This window comes from Kocuria sp. CPCC 205235, from assembly GCF_040980905.1.
GTDB lineage: Bacteria > Actinomycetota > Actinomycetes > Actinomycetales > Micrococcaceae > Kocuria > Kocuria carniphila.
Window position 1 is genome coordinate 110,349 of the sequence record NZ_JAVKPR010000008.1, and the last position, 19,449, is coordinate 129,797.

17 protein-coding genes and 4 tRNA genes are annotated in these 19,449 nt (G+C 64.2%); 5 read left to right on the forward strand and 16 right to left on the reverse strand.

Features of this window, described 5'->3' with window-relative positions; translation table 11 throughout:
• The 5 genes from RF638_RS07845 to RF638_RS07865 all read right to left on the reverse strand — a co-directional run bounded on the left by RF638_RS07845 (position 1) and on the right by RF638_RS07865 (position 4,276).
• Entirely contained in the window at positions 1 to 1,503 is a 1,503-nt protein-coding gene (locus tag RF638_RS07845; RefSeq protein ID WP_095798159.1) for an RsmB/NOP family class I SAM-dependent RNA methyltransferase, read from the reverse strand.
• Positions 1,500 to 2,435 carry a methionyl-tRNA formyltransferase gene (gene fmt, locus RF638_RS07850; protein WP_095798160.1) on the reverse strand — a complete coding sequence of 312 codons (936 nt, stop codon included), beginning with the start codon at positions 2,433 to 2,435 and terminating at the stop codon, positions 1,500 to 1,502. The genes RF638_RS07845 and fmt overlap by 4 nt, the downstream gene beginning before the upstream one ends.
• Positions 2,436 to 2,437: 2 nt before the next feature.
• Positions 2,438 to 3,169, reverse strand: coding sequence for a peptide deformylase (gene def / locus RF638_RS07855; RefSeq protein WP_095798161.1), 732 nt, complete (start codon positions 3,167 to 3,169; stop codon positions 2,438 to 2,440).
• A complete protein-coding gene (locus tag RF638_RS07860; RefSeq protein ID WP_238662982.1) occupies positions 3,166 to 4,098 on the reverse strand; it encodes a cytochrome in 933 nt (310 codons plus the stop codon). Before RF638_RS07860 ends, def begins: the two co-directional genes overlap by 4 nt.
• Before the next feature lie 106 nt (positions 4,099 to 4,204).
• Positions 4,205 to 4,276: transfer RNA gene (locus tag RF638_RS07865), tRNA-Val, on the reverse strand.
• Positions 4,277 to 4,564: 288 nt separating this feature from the next.
• Here RF638_RS07865 and RF638_RS07870 point away from each other — a divergent pair.
• The 5 genes from RF638_RS07870 to RF638_RS07890 all read left to right on the forward strand — a co-directional run bounded on the left by RF638_RS07870 (position 4,565) and on the right by RF638_RS07890 (position 5,800).
• A tRNA-Gly gene (locus RF638_RS07870) sits at positions 4,565 to 4,637 on the forward strand.
• A gap of 58 nt (positions 4,638 to 4,695) precedes the next feature.
• Positions 4,696 to 4,766: transfer RNA gene (locus RF638_RS07875), tRNA-Cys, on the forward strand.
• A gap of 36 nt (positions 4,767 to 4,802) precedes the next feature.
• Positions 4,803 to 4,877, forward strand: a tRNA-Val gene (locus RF638_RS07880).
• Positions 4,878 to 5,188: 311 nt separating this feature from the next.
• Positions 5,189 to 5,428, forward strand: a complete 240-nt coding sequence (locus RF638_RS07885) for a DUF433 domain-containing protein (RefSeq protein WP_129699461.1) — start codon at positions 5,189 to 5,191, stop codon at positions 5,426 to 5,428.
• A gap of 117 nt (positions 5,429 to 5,545) precedes the next feature.
• On the forward strand, positions 5,546 to 5,800 hold the full coding sequence (locus RF638_RS07890) for a DUF5615 family PIN-like protein (RefSeq protein ID WP_368628821.1): 255 nt from the start codon (positions 5,546 to 5,548) through the stop codon (positions 5,798 to 5,800).
• A gap of 463 nt (positions 5,801 to 6,263) precedes the next feature.
• Here the strand turns inward: RF638_RS07890 and RF638_RS07895 are convergent, their stop codons facing one another.
• From RF638_RS07895 to RF638_RS07945, 11 genes are all read right to left on the reverse strand, one after another.
• Positions 6,264 to 7,232 (reverse strand): ornithine cyclodeaminase family protein, encoded by a 969-nt coding sequence (locus RF638_RS07895; RefSeq protein ID WP_368841717.1) that lies wholly within the window; start codon positions 7,230 to 7,232, stop codon positions 6,264 to 6,266.
• Positions 7,229 to 8,581, reverse strand: a complete 1,353-nt coding sequence (locus RF638_RS07900; RefSeq protein ID WP_368630377.1) for an MFS transporter — start codon at positions 8,579 to 8,581, stop codon at positions 7,229 to 7,231. The genes RF638_RS07895 and RF638_RS07900 overlap by 4 nt, the downstream gene beginning before the upstream one ends.
• Before the next feature lie 114 nt (positions 8,582 to 8,695).
• On the reverse strand, positions 8,696 to 9,409 hold the full coding sequence (locus RF638_RS07905) for a GntR family transcriptional regulator (protein WP_315277460.1): 714 nt from the start codon (positions 9,407 to 9,409) through the stop codon (positions 8,696 to 8,698).
• Positions 9,410 to 9,567: 158 nt separating this feature from the next.
• A complete protein-coding gene (nrdE, locus tag RF638_RS07910; RefSeq protein ID WP_315277521.1) occupies positions 9,568 to 11,727 on the reverse strand; it encodes a class 1b ribonucleoside-diphosphate reductase subunit alpha in 2,160 nt (719 codons plus the stop codon).
• Positions 11,724 to 12,218, reverse strand: a complete 495-nt coding sequence (nrdI, locus tag RF638_RS07915) for a class Ib ribonucleoside-diphosphate reductase assembly flavoprotein NrdI (RefSeq protein WP_129699466.1) — start codon at positions 12,216 to 12,218, stop codon at positions 11,724 to 11,726. The genes nrdE and nrdI overlap by 4 nt, the downstream gene beginning before the upstream one ends.
• 122 nt (positions 12,219 to 12,340) lie before the next feature.
• Complete coding sequence (nrdH, locus tag RF638_RS07920) at positions 12,341 to 12,577, reverse strand: glutaredoxin-like protein NrdH (protein WP_129699467.1); 237 nt, start codon at positions 12,575 to 12,577, stop codon at positions 12,341 to 12,343.
• 347 nt (positions 12,578 to 12,924) lie between these two features.
• Positions 12,925 to 13,995: an App1 family protein gene (locus RF638_RS07925; RefSeq protein WP_095798167.1), complete on the reverse strand. Its 1,071-nt coding sequence runs from the start codon at positions 13,993 to 13,995 to the stop codon at positions 12,925 to 12,927.
• Positions 13,996 to 14,141: 146 nt separating this feature from the next.
• Positions 14,142 to 14,579, reverse strand: coding sequence for a hypothetical protein (locus RF638_RS07930; protein ID WP_368630376.1), 438 nt, complete (start codon positions 14,577 to 14,579; stop codon positions 14,142 to 14,144).
• The gene (locus RF638_RS07935; protein WP_368630375.1) at positions 14,525 to 15,364 is read right to left on the reverse strand and encodes a metallophosphoesterase; all 840 of its coding nucleotides are present in this window, start codon (positions 15,362 to 15,364) and stop codon (positions 14,525 to 14,527) included. The genes RF638_RS07930 and RF638_RS07935 overlap by 55 nt, the downstream gene beginning before the upstream one ends.
• A 95-nt stretch (positions 15,365 to 15,459) precedes the next feature.
• Positions 15,460 to 18,972 (reverse strand): DNA polymerase III subunit alpha, encoded by a 3,513-nt coding sequence (locus RF638_RS07940; protein ID WP_368841718.1) that lies wholly within the window; start codon positions 18,970 to 18,972, stop codon positions 15,460 to 15,462.
• A gap of 31 nt (positions 18,973 to 19,003) precedes the next feature.
• Positions 19,004 to 19,369: a DUF6504 family protein gene (locus RF638_RS07945; RefSeq protein WP_095798170.1), complete on the reverse strand. Its 366-nt coding sequence runs from the start codon at positions 19,367 to 19,369 to the stop codon at positions 19,004 to 19,006.
• Positions 19,370 to 19,449: the final 80 nt, after the last annotated feature.

The following is a 19,449-nucleotide window of genomic DNA, read 5'->3' on the forward strand; positions in this document are numbered from 1 at the left end:
TCAGGCGGATTTCCGCACGGCGATCATGAACATGGCGTCGGTTCCGTGCACGTGGGGCCACAGCTGCACGCTGCTGCCACCGTTCGGCCAGTCGAGCTCGGCGGACCGGTCGCCGTCGAGAGCTCCCGGCAGAGCGGCGTCGCGAGCATAGCGAGCCGTGTCCAAGATCTGGGCGTCATCACGGGACTCCACGATGTCCGAGACCACGTCCAGCGTCTCCGCGGTGTGCGGCGAGCAGGTCGCGTAGAGCACCACGCCACCGGGGCGGGTGGAATCCAGCGCGGCGGTTAGGAGCTCCCGCTGCAACGATCCCAGCTCGGCCACGTCCGCGGGGGTGCGGCGCCACCGCGCCTCCGGGCGACGCCGGAGGGCGCCCAGTCCCGTGCACGGCACGTCCACGAGCACGCGGTCGAATCCACCCGGCATCTCCCCGGGGATGTCGCGACCGTCGCCCACGCGGAGGCTCCAGGCCCGTTCCGGCACTGCGGCCAGTGCCTGTTCGACGAGGTCCGCCCGGTGATCGCTGACTTCGTTGGCATACAGCCGGGCGTCCTGTTGATCCGCCAGCGCGGCGAGCAGGGATGCTTTGCCACCGGGGCCGGCACAGAAATCGGCCCACTTCCCGTGGTCGTTCTCGACCGGCACTTCTGCGAGCACGCGGGCCACCAACTGGGAGCCGGCGTCCTGGACGCGCACGGTGCCGTCCCGTGTTCCGGGAATCCGATGCACGTCTCCCCCGGCGCTCTCGGCGCTGTCCGCCACGAGTGTTCCGGGCGTTGCGCCCTCGTCCAGGGCCGCGTCCAGGCTCCCCAGCTCGGGAAGTGCGACCAGGTGCACTCGAGGGGGTGCGTTGTTGGCCTCCAAGAGGTCTTCGATCTCTTCCGGGGATCGTCCGCTCATGCGCAGCGCACGACGCAGCGCACGAACCTCCCACGCGGGATGGGAGTAGCGCACGCCCAGCTTGCGCAGGTCATCCGACTGCTCGGATTCGAGCTGATCGAGCCACTCCTCGGTGCTCTGGCGCGCGACCTTGCGAAGCACCGCATTGACCAGACCCGCCGGGCCCTGACCGATCTCGCCTCGCACCAGACCCACCGTGGCATCGAGGGCCGCGTGGTCCGGAACGCGCATCGCGAGGAGTTGGTGCACTCCCAATCGCAGGGCGTCCAGGACCTGGGGATCCAATTCTTTGAGGGGACGGTCCACGCAGTGTTCGAGAACGGCGTCCCACGTTCCCTGCCGGCGCATCGCACCGTAGGCCAGCTCGGTGGCGAAGGCGGCGTCTCGCTTGTCCAACCGGTTCTTGCGTACGAGTTGGGGCAGCACCAGGTTGCCGTAGGCGTCCTCGCCGTTGACCGCGCGCAACGCTTGATAGGCCGTGAGCCGCGCGGGGTCGGACGAGCGGCGTCGTTGCCCCGGGGCCTGCGCCGAGAATGAACGATCCTTTTGCGCGCGCCGATTGCGCTCGTGTCCCTTGGCGTTGCGGTAACCGCGCTCGCTCATCCGAAGACCACCTGTTCACTGCGTTGCTGACCGCGCGCCCAATCGAGGGCGGCCATGGGTTTCTTGCCGGAGGGCTGCACACGGGTGAGTTCCACCGCGTACGAACCGGTACCCGCATAGACCGCACCGTCCCGCAGTTCCACGTGGCCGGGAGCCATTCCCGTGACCTCAGGCGTGGGGATCACGCGGTCGATTTTCATCCGTTGCCCGTTGTACTCGGTCCAGGCTCCCGGTTCCGGGGTCACACCGCGCACGTGATGGGAGATGGCCACGGCAGGGTGGTTCCAGTCGATCCGTGCCTGGGCGCCGGTCAGTTTGGGGGCTGTGCTGGCCTCTCCCTCTTGGGGAACGGGCTTTGCCTGCCCGGTGGCCACGGCCACCAGGGAATCCGCCAACAAGGACGATCCGCTGTGGGACAACCGCTCCAGCACGGAACCGGCGGTGTCATCGTTGCGGACGGGGTCGGTGAGGGTTCCGACGACGGCGCCCGTGTCCATACCTTCATCCAGCAGGAAGGTAGTCGCGCCCATCATGGTGTCACCGGCCATCAGGGCTCGTTGCACCGGGGCTGCCCCGCGCCACTGCGGCAAGAGCGAAAAGTGCAGATTGATCCATCCGTGTTCGAAGGCATCCAGCACCGGACGCGGCAGCAGCGCGCCGTACGCCACCACGGCCGCAATTTCCGCACCGGTGGCACGCAACTGGTCGACCAGCTCCGCCGTGGCTCGGTTGGCCTTGAGGGTAGGAATGTTCAGCTCGTCGGCTCGTTGTGCAACCGGCGACGGTGTGAGGACCTTCTTCCGGCCCACGGGTGCGTCCTCGCGGGTCAGGACGGCGACGACGTCCACGTCATCGCGGTCAACCAGGGCATCGAGGGGGATCACCGCGGTGGCCGGAGTACCGGCGTAGAGAACTTTGAGACGCTCAGTCATGATCAGGAGTCCTTTCCGCGATTGAAGGCCGATCCTGTGAAGGAGGAACCTGTGGGAGAACCTCTGAAAGAGGAACCGGTAAAGGATGAACCGACGGAATCTTTCGAGCCGCTCGTGGCCGACCCCGACCGCGTGTTAGCTCCCTGGAAGGCATTGGACCGCAGGGATGATTTCGTGGCAGACGTCGCATCGGCCGAGGCACCGAGTCGCTGAGTTTCGCGTTCCCGAGTCACGGTGTCCACGATGTCCTGGTACTCGGGAGCCCTCATGGCGCGCATCGCTTCCTTGCGAACCTCACCTTCCAGCCGGTCGACGAACAACGTGCCGTGCAGGTGGTCCGTCTCGTGTTGGAAACAGCGTGCGAGCAACCCGGTACCCTCTCGGCGTACGGGTTCTCCGTTCATGTCCACGCCCGTGATGATCGCGTGATTGGCTCTCGGCGTGTCATAACCCGGCCCCGGCACCGACAGGCAGCCCTCGCCGCCTTCCTGGGGCTCGTCCCCCACTTCAATGCTGGGGTTGATCACGTGGCCGGAATCATCGCCGATATCCCAGGTGAAGATCTGTAGTCCCACACCCACCTGAGGTGCCGCCAGCCCCACACCTTTTACTGCGTACATGGTCTCGAACATGTCGCTGATCAGCGTGCGCAGCGATTCGTCGAAATCCGTGACGGTGAGTGCCGGTGTCCTGAGGACTGGGTCGCCCTGGGTTCGAATGCGCAGGATAGTCACTGCGAATTGCTCTCCTCGGTTGCCTGAATCTGGGTTTCCTTCAAGTCTACGGTCACGGACATGGCGCCCCTGCCCACCGGGTTGTGGTCGAGCGGCGGCGGAACAATGGCTCGCAGTTGTTGGCCTGCGGCCTCGATCTCCGCTGATCGGGCCCACACCTTGGCCAGAGCACAGAACTTGAACCAGTGGGCCGGCAGCTGATCCGGAACCGCCTGGACGGACAGGGCCTCTGTGTCACCAATGGCCACCGCCATCAGGACATCCGCGTTCGCATACTCCCACGGCTGCCATTCACCGGCTGCAGCGTCCACCAGGGACTCCTCCGCCTTCAAACCGGCCACGAGTTGGGTGACCACCTTGGCGTCAGGAGCTTTGACCCGTCCATTGCGGTCCGTGCCGCGCGTCTTGTAGTCGATCAGGCAGACCTTCCCGCCGATGCGCGCCACCAGGTCAAGAGTTCCGGCGTAGCCCACCGTGGAGTTCCACACGGTGATTTCGGCGGCCAGCGGCTCAGGGCGGTACAGCGCCCACCATTGGTCAGCGCTATCTGCGAAACGGGATTCCTGATTCTCGGCCAGCGTCTCGCGGGCCTGTTCGACCCGATGCTCCCGCCCCATGGCTCGCAGTGCCAACTGTTCGCAGTAGTCGTGAACGCGATCGCCGCGCTCGGCAGCGCGATCCCTGTGGCGCTCGGCAGCCTTGGCCGCGTGATTGACCAGGGCGCGGCGGCGTCGTGAATCGCGCAGCGCGTCGGGAAGCTGCGGGTCCGCTGCCAAGGCCTGCGCAGCGCTGTAGCCGTACCAGCCGCCCAGGTCATTGGACTCGCAGCCGATCACCGTGGTGATGGACGGAACCTGCGGATCCTGCCCCTCCGCACGCGCGTACATGCGTCCGTAGGGAGTTTGTTGGGCCAAGCGTGGTTGCGTCATGGGCATCAGACTACGACCCGGTTCCGACAGGCACACGAGCGCCCACCACGTGTTCGTCTTGGAATGCACAAGGCCCCGATTCCTACTGGAATCGGGGCCTTCATTGTGCGCGATACTGGGATCGAACCAGTGACCTCTTCGGTGTGAACGAAGCGCGCTACCGCTGCGCCAATCGCGCTTGCAACGTTGAAAACCATAGAACACTTTTTGGTCACATGCCAATCGGTTGTGGTTCACCCCCGCCTCATTCACATCGGTTAACCGGGTGGACCCGCTGGGGTCACCGTCGATTTGCTCGAACGAAATTGTGTGGGTAATGTTCTAGCTCGTTGGCACAGCCGAGAACGGCGAAGCGATCAACCCCCACCGGTTGAAAACTTCACGGAACAGGCGCTGACGGACTGTGATAGAGTTTCCGCTCGGAAGAACGGCAAACCGGTTCACGGAAAGTCTTTCAACCAACAATGCGGACGTAGCTCAGCTGGTAGAGCATCACCTTGCCATGGTGAGGGTCGCGGGTTCGACTCCCGTCGTCCGCTCGCAGTAATCGACAACCATGTCGAGACCTGAGACCCTGTCCTACAAGGATCTGGTCCCGGTGGGGTGGCCGAGTGGTTAGGCAGCGGCCTGCAAAGCCGTCTACGCGGGTTCGAATCCCGTCTCCACCTCGGTGCTAACCACCCTCGCTCGACGAGATTGTTTGAGCGCGATTGGCGCAGCGGTAGCGCGCTTCCCTGACACGGAAGAGGTCACTGGTTCGATCCCAGTATCGCGCACCAAAGAAAAACCCCGGTACGAAAGTGCCGGGGTTTTCGCATGCCGGGACTCCCCGCACCCCTCCCGTACACACATTTTGGCCTATAACCCCCACTTCCCCATCATGTCCAGGGCCCCACCACACCTGAGGCGCCGTTAGAACCGCGCTTGACACCTCATGCGCTGTTACAGCCCTTCCTGGTTGCTGAAAAGGTTCTTACGGCACGCCAGGTGTGGCAGGGGGCTCTAAGGGCACCCAAGGAGTCGCCGCACATAGATGTCTGCTCATGCGCCATCCCTGGCTGATCCGAACCTGCCACCGTAGACTCGGCACATGAGCAAACCAGTCAGTCGACTTGATCGGATTACGGTGAATCCGACGATCTGCCACGGATCCCCAACGATCCGAGGCATGCGTTTGCGAGTGCAAGACGTGCTTGAACTGCTCGCGTCCGGCATGAGTTACGACGAAATTCTGACTGACTACGACGAGCTCGAGCGCGATGATCTTCTCGCTGCGATTGAGTATGCAGCTCTTGATTCATCGGCCCGTGTTCTTCGCGTCGTGGCATAGGCGAAAAAGGTGGCTGGTTTCCTTATCGACCAACAGCTGTCACGGGCCCTTGCCCAACACCTGACTAGCCTGGGGCACGCTGCCAAGCACATCTAGGAATATCCGGGTGGAGCGACTTTGCCCGATACCGCCGTTGCACAGATTGCGGACACCGAACAACGCTTTGTGGTGACCAAGGACGAAGATTTCCGCGCATCGCATCTACTGCGGAAGCAGCCGTCTCAACTACTTCACATCACCTGCGGGAACATCTCTACCCGCGATCTGCTCGCGCTCGTCGACGCAAACTATGCGGCGCTGAAAGTTGCAATTGCTACCTACAATTACATCGAAATCAACCGCCCCGGAGTCATCATTCATGATGTGGACTAATGGCGATCAAGGCGCTAACCTCACGCACCAAAGAAAAACCCCGGTACGAAAGTGCCAGGGTTTTCGCATGCCCCGACTCCCCCGCACTTCTCCATGATCCCCGGGCTCCTGCACACCGCTCACACTTGCCCATGGACCCCGGGCTCCCACCACACCCAAGGGCCCCCTCGAGCCGCGCGCGACGCCTCATGTGCCGTTACAGCCCTTCCACGTTGCTGAGAAGGTTCTTACGGAACACCAGGTGTGTCAGGGGGTTCTACCGGCACCCAAGATGCGAGGCGGACGGCGCAACGCTGAGTGAGCCAGCGGCGTCGGCGCGTGAGCTTGCGGTGCAGGGTCATGCAGCGGTATCGGCGACTGGACGCATCCGGAGCCCTGACAGCCGCGCACAAGCTGGCGCGGGCATGTGTGAGGCCCGGGCGAACCCGGGCCTCACACATTCTTTTTCAACCGAGCGGGAGATTTACTCCGGCTCGACCACACCGATTGCCACGGCAAGGTCCTGCCAGCTCATGCCCACGCACTTGAACACGCGCGGGCGAGCGAGGTCGGGCTTGGTAGCACCGGTGACGATGTCCACCAGGTCGACCAGGGTGTCCTCGGCCAGGGAACCATCATTGACTGCCTGGATCACGTCGCCAGCCTCGCGCATTGCGGTCGCACGATCCTCGACAACAACCTGCGCGCGCCCCATGAGAGTGGAGTCCAGTTCGCGAAATTCGGGTTCGTGCGAACCCATGGCCACCACGCAGGCCGTGTCCGGGACCAGGGCGCCGTCGAAGAGCGGTTCGGCCGCCGACGTCGTGCAGACCACCACGTCCGCGTCGCTCACCTCGGTCGCGTCACCGGACCGGGCCGCGAGTCCCAGCGAACGCGCGTGCTCGACGGCGGCGTCGACCTTTTCGGGGGTGCGGCCGCATACGACCACGTCCGTGAAGGAACGGATCTTGGAGAACGCCTCAATGTGGGAGAGCGCCTGCGGACCGGTTCCGAAGACCACGAGCTTGCTCGCGTCGGGCGTGGCCAGGTAGTCGGCAGCCACCGCGGAGATCGCGGGGGTGCGCAGCGTGGTGAGCACATTGCCCTCCATGAGCGCCTGAACGGTCAGGGTCGCGGAATCCATCAGCACGTAGGTGGCCTGGATCCGCGGAAGGCCCTGCTCGGGGTTTTTCGGGGACACCGAGGCCACCTTGATGCCCGCCCAGTCGCCGAGAACCGAAGGCATCAACAAGAGATGCCCCGTGCCGGCCGGGATATTGCTCCGTGCGGGGTCATCCTGCGGGCGGAACCCCGAGGCGAGCGTTGATTCCAGGAGCTTACGAGCCCGGTCCACGGACACAGCACCCAGGATCTGCTCGGAGGTGTACCACGCGGGCGATCCTGCGGCTCCCACAGTGTGCTGGTTCTGGTTCGACGTCGTATCGGCGGTCATGAAGCGGCTCCTCCTACGGATGCGGGTGCGTCAGAAATCATGGGTTCCTTGGCGGCCTCGCGCTTGGCGATGGCCGGGGCGAAGAGCACGGCGATCAGCGAGATGGCCGCGGTCAACACGAGGTAGAGCGCAATGGGCAACCAGGCGCCGTCGAACTCGTGGAGCAACCAGGTGGCGATCAGCGGTGCGGTACCACCGGCCAGGGCAGCACCGATCTGGTAGCCGAGCGTGACGCCGGTGTAACGAACGCGGGCCGAGAAGATCTCGGAGCACAGTGTGCCGAGCGTGCCGGTAACGGGAGGCCACACGATGCCCAGACCGATGACCACCGCGGCGAACAGCGCCCAATTCTGTTGCAGGTCCAAAAGCATGAAGAACGGGAACGCGAAGAGGGCAATGGCCACGGCGCCCGCGAAGTAGACCTTGAAACGACCGACACGGTCCGAGAAGGCGCCCATGACCGGAATCAGCAGCGTGGACAGTGCCGCACCAAGGCTCACCGCGTTCAAGGCCGAAGACTGGTTGTAGTTCAAGGTGCCCGTGGCGTAAGAAACGACGAACGTGGCGAAGATGTAGAACGGTGCGGTCTCCACGACCTTCACGCCCACGGCGACCAGCACGGCGCGCCAGTGGTACTTGAGGGTCTCGGCCAGGGGCAGCTTGGGGATGCTGCCGGATTCCTTGGCGGCCTTGAAGTGCGGGGTCTCCCCCAGGCCACCGCGGATCCACAGCCCCACGGCCACCAGCACGATGGACGCAATAAACGGGATACGCCAGCCCCATGTGGTCAGGAACTCCGTTCCGAAGGCAGCCATGACGGCGAAAGCGGCCGAGGCCAACAACATGCCGATGGTGATGCCCATCTGGGGAACCGAACCGAACAGGCCGCGCTTCTTGGGCGGGGCGTACTCGTAGGCGAGCAACAAGGCACCGCCCCACTCACCGCCGATGGCCAGGCCCTGGATGATGCGGCACACAATCAGCAGGATGGGCGCGAGGACACCCACCTGGTCGTAGGTGGGCAACAGACCGATCGCCACGGTGGCGACACCCATCATGGTCAGCGTGGCCACGAGCGTGACCTTACGGCCGACGCGGTCGCCGAAGTGCGAGAACACAATGCCACCCAGCGGGCGGATGAAGAACGTCAAGGCGAGCGTGAGGTACGCCAGCATCTGCGAGATGTACGGATCGTCCGTGGGGAAGAACTGCTCGTTGAAAATCAAGGCGGATGCGGTGGCGTACAGAAAGAAGTCGTACCACTCGATGGTGCTGCCGGACAGGGAACCGGCCATCACGCGGAAATTGGTTTTCCGGGTTTCCGCGGCTTGTTGGTGCGCGTTGCTCATAGGACCTCCAGATGGGTGACCCGAGACACACTACAATGTTACATATTACGTTTCTACCCGGTTGCCTTCGTAGCCGTGCCAAGCACACTCCCAGCAGTCCTTGGACTGCACGTGTCAGTCTTCACCGGAGCCCGCCCAGACACCCGAAATATGTCCCAAATGCTTGGTCATCACGGCTTCCATGGACTCTGGGTCGCCGTTTCGAATGGCGTCCACGAGCTGCAGGTGTTCCTGGGCCGTGTGCGTGAGTTGCCCCGTTGCCACGAGGTCCTTGAGACCCGTGAGCCGGGACATGTAACGCAGGGAGCGCACGTGCCGGACCGCGATGTCGTTGCCCGTGGTTTCCAGCAGACCCAAGTGCAGTTCCATGTCCAGGCGGATGAATTCGACGAGCTCGCCGTACTGAGCCACGTCGATGCTCCGCTGGGCAATGTGGGCGGCGTGTTCGAGAACCTCGGGCTCAACTCCGTCCCGAGCCACCTGGGCCATCAGTGGAATTTCGATGAGTGAGCGCAACTGCAGGATGTTGGCACGGGTGTCCGGGGAGATCTCCACCACCCGGTACCCCTTGTAACGAATGGGCGACACATGGCCCTCGGTCGCCAGGTCCAACATGGCCTCGCGCACCGGGGTCGCGGACACGCCGAACTCGGTGGCCAACACCGGGGCCGTCAGGACCTGTCCGGGTTCCAGATCACCGGCGACCAACGCGTGGCGCAAACTGTTGGCCACCTGCTCCCGCAGCGGAATCGAGTGACCCTTTTCCAGTCGAAGGGGACCCCGTGTGCCCTTGTCACCTGGGGATTGACCGTTGAGAGAGACTGCCATGTTTTTATGATGCCCGTTTCTGCTGGGTTTTCGGGTGAGGTGACGCGCGCCCGCGCAACTTCTTACGCGTTAACGAGCCGCCCCGCCCGGACCGGTGGTCCGAGCGGGGCGGCAATGCTGCGTGAGTGGTCAACCGGTCATGATCGACCAATCACGTGTCAGAGCATGCAGGAGACGCAGCCTTCGATCTCGGTACCTTCCAGCGCGAGCTGGCGGATCCGCGAGTAGTACATGGTCTTGATGCCCTTGCGCCACGCGTAGATCTGGGCGCGGTTGATGTCGCGGGTGGTGGCGGTGTCCTTGAAGAACAGCGTAAGCGACAGGCCCTGGTCCACGTGCTGGGTGGCAGCGGCGTAGGTGTCGATGATCTTCTCGTAACCGACCTCGTACGCGTCCTGGAAGTACTCCAGGTTCTCGTTGTTCATGAACGGCGCCGGGTAGTACACGCGACCCAACTTGCCTTCCTTACGGATCTCGATGCGCGAGGCGATCGGGTGAATGGAAGACGTGGAGTTGTTGATGTACGAGATGGAACCGGTGGGCGGCACGGCCTGCAGATTCTGGTTGTACATGCCGCCCGCCATGACCTTGGCCTTGAGCTCACGCCAGTCGTCCTGGGTGGGCAGGGCGATGCCGGCCTGCTCGAACAGTTCACGCACGTGCGCCGTGGCGGGCTCCCATGCCTGGTCCGTGTACTTGTCGAAGTACTCGCCCGAGGCGTACTTGGAGTTCTCGAAGCCCTGGAAGGACTCACCGCGCTCCTTGGCGATCAGGTTGGACGCGCGGATGGCGTGGTAGGTGACCGCGTAGAAGTAGATGTTGGTGAAGTCGATGCCCTCTTCGGAGCCGTAGTAGATGTGCTCCTTGGCCAAGTAGCCGTGGAGGTTCATCTGGCCCAGACCCACCGCGTGCGACATGTTGTTGCCGCGACGGATGGAGGGAACGGAGTCGATGTTGGACATGTCCGAGACCGCAGTGAGGCCGCGGATGGCGGTCTCGATGGTGGAGCCGAAGTTCTCGGACTCCATGGCCAGGGCAATGTTCATGGAGCCCAGGTTGCAGGAGATGTCCTTGCCGACCTCGGCGTAGGTCAGATCCTCGTTGTACACCGAGGGCTCGGAGACCTGCAGGATCTCGGAGCACAGGTTGGACATGATGATCTTGCCGGCAACCGGGTTGGCCTTGTTGACCGTGTCCTCGAACATGACATACGGGTAACCGGACTCGAACTGCACCTCGGCCAGCGTCTGGAAGAACTCGCGAGCGTTGATCTTCTGCTTGTGGATCCGGGAGTCCGCGACCATCTCGTGGTACTTCTCGGAGACGTTCACGTCAGAGAACGGCACACCGTAGATCCGCTCCACGTCGTACGGGGAGAACAGGTACATGTCCTGGTTCTTCTTTGCCAGCTCGAACGTGATGTCCGGGATGACCACACCCAGGGAGAGAGTCTTGATGCGGATCTTCTCGTCAGCGTTCTCACGCTTGGTGTCCAAGAAGTTGTAGATGTCCGGGTGGTGGGCGTGCAGGTACACGGCACCGGCACCCTGGCGGGCACCCAACTGGTTGGCGTAGGAGAAGGAGTCTTCCAGCAGCTTCATCACGGGGATCACGCCCGAGGACTGGTTCTCGATCTTCTTGATGGGTGCGCCGGATTCACGCAGGTTGGTCAGCGCGAACGCCACACCACCGCCGCGCTTGGACAGCTGCAACGCAGAGTTGATGTTGCGGCCGATGGACTCCATGTTGTCCTCGAAGCGCAGCAGGAAGCACGAGACGAGCTCGCCGCGCTGCTTCTTACCGGCATTGAGGAATGTGGGGGTCGCGGGCTGGAAACGGCCGGTGATGATTTCTTCCACAAGCTGCTCGGCCAGGGCCTCGTCACCGTCCGCCAGGTACAGCGAGACCATGACCACACGGTCCTCGAAACGCTCCAGGTACCGCTGACCGTCAAAGGTCTTGAGCGTGTAGGAGGTGTAGAACTTGAACGCGCCCAGGAAGGTCTGGAAACGGAACTTGTGGGCGTAGGCCTGTTTGGAGAGTTTCTTGACGAACTCGAAGCTGTACTTGTCCAACACCTCGGCCTCGTAGTACTGGTGGTCCACCAGGTACTTGAGCTTCTCTTCAAGGTCGTGGAAGAACACGGTGTTGTTGTTGACGTGCTGCAAGAAGTACTGACGCGCGGCCTGCTGATCAGCTTGGAACTGGATCTGGCCGTTGGCGTCGTACAAGTTCAGCAGAGCATTGAGCTCGTGGTAGCCCAAGCCGCGGTACTGCTCGGGGCAGGTGGGATCTTCGTGTCCCGGTTCAACGCTCAGTCCCGGGGCTGCATGGATGCTTGCCAAAACTTGTCCAATCCTAGAGTGACTTTTTCTACGTCTTCATCGGTGCCCATGAGTTCGAACTTGTAGAGCAGGGGCACCTGACATTTCACGGCCACTTTTTCCGCCGCTACGCAGAACAGTGATCCGAAATTAGTATTTCCCGCGCCTATGACACCCATAAGGTGCTGGCGGTTCACGGGTTGGTTCAGGAATTTCACGACTTGAGGGGGGACCGATCCGGCGCCCCCCGGTCTGCCGTAACTGGGTACGGCCAACACGAACGGCTCAGTGAGCTCGGGCGTGGGTTCGGAGGTTTTCAACGGCAACCGTATGGACCTGACCGGGAGCTTCTGGATGAAGCGGTCGGTGTTGCGGGTGACCGAGGAGAAATACACCACCAGGGGGGAATTCTCCCCCGCGGTGACGTCGAGTCGATGGTCTTCGCGTTCTTGAGCCGCGGCCAACACGCTGGCCAAAGTGCTCATGGCGTGTCACTTCGATTCTGGCTATCGGGCTATGGTGCGGGTTGAAAAATTCCGACGCCGCCGCGACGGTTCGCGAGCAAGCGTCGGCTTTTTCGACGGCTGCGGGTTTAACGCTACCGCTCTCAGGCAGATAGCAGAACAGCCAGGGAGCTGATCTTATCCGGGCGGTAACCGGACCAGTGATCCTGGGCGGTTTCCACCACGGGGACCTGCTGGTAACCCAGGCCCACCACGTGCTGGTAAGCGTCCTGGTCCTCGGTCACGTCCACCACGCGGTAGTCGATACCCTTCTTGTCCAGGGCACGGTAGGTGGCGTTGCACTGGACGCATGACGGCTTGGAGTACACGGTGACGGACATATCCCAATCCCCTCGAAAACTAGTGGTGGGAGTACTGCGCTTCCGCGGCGATCGGAGCATATCCGGTGGGTTGCCGCTGGTTGCGTCAAGTGCTCTGTATGACTGCGTCAATACTACATCTAGTGTCAGACATGGGAAGCGGCCCCAAGATGATGTGGTGGCCATAATCCACAGGTGTCTCCCGGTTATCCCCTCACTGTCCACAGGGTGGTGCTGAAACAGGCGCGAGAACTCGCGGAAGTCGTCCGTCCTGTGGACAACCGCGGAGGCGTTGAACACATCCGAAAATTAAAAAAACCGGCGTGTCGAGAATGCTCTCGGCACGCCGGTTTTTGCCTCGGGTGGCTCTACAGCAGGCCCGCATCGCGTAGCTGGTGCGAGATCGACGCGCCGTCGTTACCTTCGATCCACAGGGTGCCCTCGGGGATCGAGACGGACCGGTCCTCGGTAGCGCGGGCGCCGGCGGCGAGCACCGCCTCGGTGGGTGAAAGGTTACGGATCACAATGGCCGCCACGGACTCCGGGTGGCGTTGCGCGAAACCGGAGTAGATCTGCGGATCGTGCTGACCGTCGTCGCCAATGAGGATCCAGCGCATGTGCGGAAAGTTCTTGGCCAGCCGCTGCAGGTTCTGAACCTTGTGCTGGGCCCCGGACCGGAACCAGCGGTCCGTGGTGGGCCCCCAGTCGGTCAACAGGAGCGTACCGGCCGGGTAGGCGTTGCGGGTCAGGAAGCGGCGCAGCGTGGGCGCCACGTTCCACGCACCGGTGGACAGATAGAGGAAAGGTGCCCTGGAATGGTGGTTGCGCAGTCGTTCCATCAGCACCGCCATGCCCGGGGTGGGGGTGCGAGCGTGCTCGTTGAGCACGAACGAGTTCCATGCCGCCAGCATGGGACGCGGCAGGGCCGTAACCATCACGGTGTCATCCACGTCGGAGACCACGCCGATGGTCTGGTCCTCGGAAACAATGGTCACCGCAGCCTCCGTGACCTCGGAGCCGTCGGTCTGCATATAGACGGTGTAAATACCCGGCTCCATGCTGACCTGTAGGTCCACGTCGATCACGCCGCCCTTATCGGCCATCAGGTGGAACTCGTGGTCGCCCAGCCACACGTTCACGTGTGCGAAGGCCAACGGGATGGACGTGAAAGAGCGCCAGCCGCGGATGAATTCGGCGGAATCATCGGTGTCCGCGATCAGCTGCCGCGTCTTGAGCAGCACGCGCCCCAGCACGCGCACGTGCCGGGTGCTGCCGTAGCCGTCGAAGGCGAGCATGGTGGGGATGTCACCGCGCTGCTCGGCGCGCGCCTGTCGCCACCGGTGCAGCCGCTGCTCCCACCGGTAGCCGATGTTGATGGCCTCTTCCGTGACCTGATCAACGGTCTGGAAAAGGTCCCCGCTACCGGTGTGTTTTGCCATGCTTCACAGTCTTTCACAGCTGTTCCCGTCCACGACGTCGCCGCGTACCGCGCCGTAACTCCGTCCCGGTCCGCGGCGGCGGCCGGCTGCGCGGCGTCGAGGTGGCCGACGGCGCTCGAGGCTCCCGAGCGCCGTCGGCGGGGAACTCAGCCGCGCACGTAGCGCGGGAAGCGCACGGGACGGGCGAGGGGCTGAGTTTCGGGAGCCATGTCGATGCCGAGGTCCTTGGCGAAGATCAGGCGGGTGCCGGTGTAGACGCGTTCGGTGCGCTCATTGAGTTCGAACACGCGAGCGCCGCGCAGGGTGTGTTCGTCGCGGGTGCCGTCGTTGAGGCCGTACGTGCCGAAGCCCGTGCCCGGGCCGTAGCCGAGTTCGATGCCGAAGTAGTTGCCCATGTACGTGTTGATGTGGTCGTGGCCGCAGTACATGCCCAGGATGTCGCCGCGCTCCTTGGCCGCGGCGTAGATACCGGAGTTGATCATGCCGGTGTAGACGTTCTCGTGCTTCTCCCCCACGATGCCGTGGCGTTTCACCGCGGCGGCGTGACCGTCGTCGTCCGAGCTGAACTGCTGGCCGTACCACATGTGGTGGTGCTCCCACGTGGGGATGTGGAAGTACATGAGGCCCGGGATCTTCTTCCCGTAGCGGCGCTCGGTCTCCGCGGAGAGGTCGTTGTACCAGCGGATCTGCTGGGGCGGATCCAGTCGTAGCCCATGAGCCCCTCGCGGTCCTGACCGCCGGGCTTGTCCTCCGCGTACCGGCCGGAATCCAGCAGCCAGACGGCGAAGGCCGGAGCGTTGCCGCGGGAGCCGCGGATCAGCAGCTGCGCGTTGGAGGAACCGAAGACCTTCTGGTCGTCACCGGGGTTGAGGTTGTGCTGGTACTGGCGCACGAACTCCACTAGCTGCGGCTCGTACATGCCGGTGCCGTTGTCCTCGGTGGAGTCCTCGTCGTGGTTGCCGAACGTCACGGCCCATTTGATGCCCCGGGATTCCATGGGCATGACCACGTTGTTGATGGCCTGTTTGACCTCGCGGTTGGTGCGCGGGGACCCGTTAATCACGTCGCCGTTGATCAGGGCGAACTGCGGCTTCTCCCGGTCCAGGACCTTGCCCATGAACTCGAGGGTGCGGCGATCGGTGCGCGGGCCGTCCTGGGTGTCGTTGAACTGGACAATCTTGAACGCGCCGTTCTTACCGAAGGACAGCGGCATCTGGCCGTGGCCGCGACCTCGGCCGCGGTGTTGAGCCACCGTGGCCGGTGCTGCCTGGGCGGCGACGGGTGCGGCGCTCAGCACCCCGGCGGCCGCGAGCGCGCTGCCTCCGGTGATCAGGTTCCGGCGGCTGGGACGAGGGGTGTTCTCGGACATGTCGTGCTCCTGGTGTGAGGAATTCCTGGCCGCCGTGGGCGGCTGATGATTCACACCGTAGGGAGGTTGCGTTAAGAGGTTGTGACCTGGGGTTTTCATGCAGGTGCACGGCTGGGTTTGGGTTGGGAACCCAGCACGGTGGCTGGGTCGGGCAGAGTTTCGGGATGGGCCATGTCCCAGGCCTGTACCGCTTGCACTCCAATGCCCCGGGGTCCGGTGCGGCGGGTGTGGCCGTGGACCAGCAGCATGGTGGGTGCGAACAGCACGGGTCCGGACAGGGCCTGCGCCTCGTCGAAGAAGGTGCAGTCCACCGCGCCGGAACCGTCATCCACGGAAATGAACACCACGCGCTTCCCGCTGCGCATGGGCGGGGTCATGGTGGACACGCGCACCCCGGCCACCACTACTTCGGTGCCGTTGCGCAGTCCCAGCAGGTCTTCCGCACGGGTGACCCCGTAGGAGCGCAGGAGAGCGGTGTGGCCGTCCATGAGGTGGGCGGAGACTTCGATGTTCATGGTGTCCAGTTCCGCGCGCACCTTCTCCTCGGTGCTGGGTTCGGGTTGTTCCGGCGGCAGCCCGGTCAGTTCCAGGTCCCCCAGCGGAAGGGCCAGTTGTCCGGGACCGGGTTGTCCCTTGGCAGAGGCGCTGCGAGAGGCGGCTGGTTGATCGGCTCGCCGGGTCAAGTGGGTCACCAGGTCGGTGCGGGAGGCGCGAGCGCCCGAGGTGTTCAGGAGACTGTCCAGGGCCCCGGCCGTGGCCAGTCGCTGCAGACTCCGCCGAGAGGGTCTGGCCCGGGTGCGCACATCCGTAAGCGTGGAGTAGGGCTGACCGGCCACGATCCGTTCGATTTCCGCGCCGCTGATCCCGGTGATGCTGGTGAGGGACATCCGGATCCCCCAGGACCCACCACGGGTGTAGGGGATTCCCTCGTCCAGGTCCCCGGATTCCACGGTGCCGGGCCGGGCGGTCACGGGTTCGATGCGGTGATGATCCACGCTGTGGTTGATGTCCGGACCGAGTACGGGGATGCCCATGCGCCGGGCCTCCCCCACGAGCAACCGAGCGGGGTACATACCCGGGTCGTGTTCCCAGACCCCGGCCATGAAGGCCTCCGGGTGATGGGTCTTCAACCACGCGGACTGATAGGTGGGTACGGCAAAGGCCACACCGTGGGCCTTGCAGAAACCGAAGCTTCCGAACGCATGCAGGATCTCCCACACCTTCTCCACGGTTTCCGCGTCGTAGCCTCGGGCCCGTGCCCCGCTGCGGAAGGCGTCCTCCACGCGCTGTTCGGTCTCCGAGCCGAGCCTGCGCCGCCATTCGTCTGCGGTGGCCAGTCCGCAACCGGTCATCCGGTCCATCATCCGCATGATCTGTTCGTGGTAGACGGCCACCCCGCGGGTTTCCTTGAGGATGTCCACCAGGTCCGGGTGGGGGTACTCGGGGGTGCTCCAGCCGTGGCGGGAGTTGAGGTAGGGGCGCACCATGGACGCCTGCATGGGCCCTGGGCGGAACAGGGAGATGTCCACGATCAGGTCGTTGAACTCCTCCGGGCCCATGGTCCCGATCAGTTCGCGCTGCCCCGGGGATTCGATCTGGAAACACCCCAGCGTGTGGGTGGAGCTGATGAGCCGGAACGTGTCCGGGTCATCGCGGGGCATGGCGTCCAGGTCCAGGGCGGGGCGGTCCGGCTCCATGCGGGCCACCTCCTGAACCGCATAGGCCAGGGTGGATTGCATGCGCACGCCCAGGATGTCGAGTTTGATGAGGCCCATGGGATCCATGTCGTGCTTGTCGAACTGGGACATGGGCAGCCCGATCCCGCTGGCCTGCACAGGCGTGCGGTGCAGCAGGGTGGCGTCCGAGAGGATCACCCCGCACGGGTGCATGGAAATGTGGCGCGGCAACCGGTCCAGGCGTTCGGTCAGATCCACCAGGAGATCCAGCTGCCGGTTGGCCTTGAGGTCATCGGCCAGCCGGGTCAGCTCCGGGCGCTGCGCAATTTCCTCGCGCAGGGTGGCCCCGGGGACCCGCCACAACTGGGCCGCGATGTGGTCCACGAGTTCCTGTTCCAACCCCAGTGCAAGCCCGGCATCCCGCACGGCACCCCTGGAGCGGTAGGCGTTCTGCATGCTCATGAGCGTGACCCGACTGCTACCGAAGCGTTGGAAGATCTCGTGATAGATCCGGTGCCGCTCCGCGCTCTCCATGTCGATGTCGATATCCGGCAGACTGCTGCGCCGCGGGGACAGGAAGCGCTCGAAGACCAGGTCGTACTCGAGCGGATCCACCGGAGAGATCCCCAACAGGTGCACCACCAGGGACGAGACCGCCGAACCTCGGGCCGCGTGCCGAACCTTCAGCTGGGTCATCAATTCGGAGACCTCCGAGACGGTCAGGAAGTATCCGGCGAATCCCAGCTGCGCAATCACGTCCAGCTCCCGGTCCATCCGCGAGCGCAGCGATTCCCCGCTCAGTCCGGGGACCGTGCGGTCCCAGTTCTCGTGGGAGTGGAAGCGCTCCAATCCGGTGTAGCAGCGGGTTCTGAGTTGGGTGTTGGGGTTCCCGGTGAGACCGATGACGGAGGCTTCCGGAATCACCGGCTGGCCCACTCGCAGGTCCGTGACGGGGTCCTGGCTGCAACGTTCGGCCAGTCGGTAGGTGTCCGCGAGCAGGTGCGCGGCCCCGGTGGCCCCGAGGTCCGCGGCCGCCGAGATCTCGTGGGCGAGCCGGGTCATCTCCGCGGTGTTCTTGAGCCACCCCTGCCCCGTGGGTTGCAGCACCCCGGGATCCGAGCCGGCCAATTCCTCCAGGGACATGAGGGTGCGGGCCGCGTCCAGTACGTCTGCGGTGACGGCCTGGCCGGGGTGGGCGTAGCGCACGGCGTTGGTGAGGATCACCGGCAGCCCGGCCTCGCGCCCCACGGTGAGCATCCGCACGGCGTGACCGGTGCTGAGGGTGCTGCCCTGCGGTGCCAGGTGGGTTGCGGTCTCCACGGTGAGACACCCGGCCGGTAGGACACGCTTCCATGCGCGCAGGGCCGTGCGGGCCGCCCGGTAACGACGCCGGGCCAACAGCGATCCCACGTCCGAATCCGGGCCCACGAGCACCACCAGTCCGGGAGTTCCCCCGGCCGCCGCGCGATGCACGTGGCGGGCGATCTGGTCCCGGGTCAACCCGATGGGGCGGGCTGCATGATGATCGTGGTTCCGATGGGCCGCGGACACCAGCCGGCACAGCGCCGCGTACCCGGCTCCCCCGTTACCCCCGGTGGCCAACACCACCACGCGCCCGATCACCCGAGCCGGCGGCACCGTGCTGCGCCCGTGTCGACCGTGCTGGCCTTGCCGGCCGGCGGCGGCGCGAGTGTGTTTCCCCGCCGACGCCGCCACCGGACCCAACAACGCCAGGTCCACTCCCAGCACGGGAGCCACACCGTGCTGCTGACAGGCCAGCACGTGCTTGACCACCCCGTACAACCCGTCCCTGTCGGTGCACGCCAGGACCTGCGCCCCGTAGGACGCCGCCACCTGCGCGAGCTCGTGGGGGCGAGCCACACCGTAGTGCGCGCTGTAAGCGGAAGCCACGCGCAAATGAGGGAAATGCATACCTCATATTCGAAAGTTTGTTCGATCAATGTCAAACCGCCTGGTCAGCCACGAGCCACCATTGGCCGGTGATCTCGTGGCGCACCAATTCCAGAGTGCGAGGTATCACGGCCCCGCGTTGCGCCGCCTGGACACGCCAGTGCTGCCGGTCCACCACGGACTGCCCGCTTTCCCGCGGAACTCGCTCTTCCAGCTGCCACCAGCGGCGACGTTCGTACCAGCGCTGCGGTGGGGCCGTAATGCGGTGAAGTCTGCCCCGGAACACCAACTCGCACGGGGCACCCGACTCATCGCAGTGCACCTCGCAGGGTTGCCCCCACCCCTCATCGATCCGCACCGCATCGTGCGTCTCGCTCCACGTGAGGTCCGTGTGTTCTACCGCAGTCAGTACCGTCATGACTCGATCACTCTCCCGGTGTATTCGAAACTTTATTCGAGTACTGTGAGAGTGCCAAGGGTCGCTGACACGCATAAGCG